The organism is Neisseria sp. P0021.S007 (assembly GCF_051956855.1).
The window spans coordinates 1-684 of sequence record NZ_JBQCXA010000544.1; the positions used below are offsets into that span (position 1 = coordinate 1).

A 684-nucleotide genomic window follows, 5' to 3' on the forward strand; every position below is an offset into this window, starting at 1 on the left:
CTATTGGAAATGGTGAAATAAATGTTACGGGTTTTGACAATAATTTTTCTATTAGGTTTGAGCTTTGAATCTTTTGCTGGTGATTTGCAAGTTAGAAACGGTAAATTAGCCTATCCTTTGACTGAAAAATTTAATGAAAATGGTTTCAGACCTTGGAAAATTATTGGTGGTGGAATTGATCAAGAGTATCAGTCTAGATTCGACAAATCACTTCATGTTCGCGAAGCCTCTACCGGTCTCCGTTCCGCCTCAACTGTACCCGTAACGATAGAAGCCCAAGTATCTCGAAAAGCCGTCCTTTCAGGCGCATTTCGCCTGGTAAAAGCAGGTGCAAAACTTGCTTTAAAAGCTGCTCCTTATGTTGGTGCTGCTTCATATGCTTATGATGCCTATCAGGCCGTTAATCCGTCTCTTGAATCTGCTGGATATGAATACAATGATGTAAGCAACGAGTATTTAAAAGTTTATAAAGATGCTTTATGTACGATTGATAAAGATTCCTGTGTAGGCGTTGATACATCTGTTATGCGTGCATTAAGTAAAGGTGGCGTTAGTGAAAAACAAGCTCAACAATTATTAGTAATGCAAGTTGAATCAGAATTTAAAAAGTATTTTGATAATGTCATAAAACCTAATGAACCAGGTATTTATTTTATAAATTGTTTTTGGCTCGATGGAGTAGCC

1 protein-coding gene is annotated in these 684 nt (G+C 37.0%); it reads left to right on the forward strand.

Annotated elements, in window-relative coordinates; all coding sequences use genetic code 11:
- Positions 1-21: 21 nt before the first annotated feature.
- Positions 22-684: IgG-binding virulence factor TspB family protein (locus ACTHUR_RS14520; protein WP_440399285.1), on the forward strand; the 663-nt coding region annotated here is incomplete at its 3' end.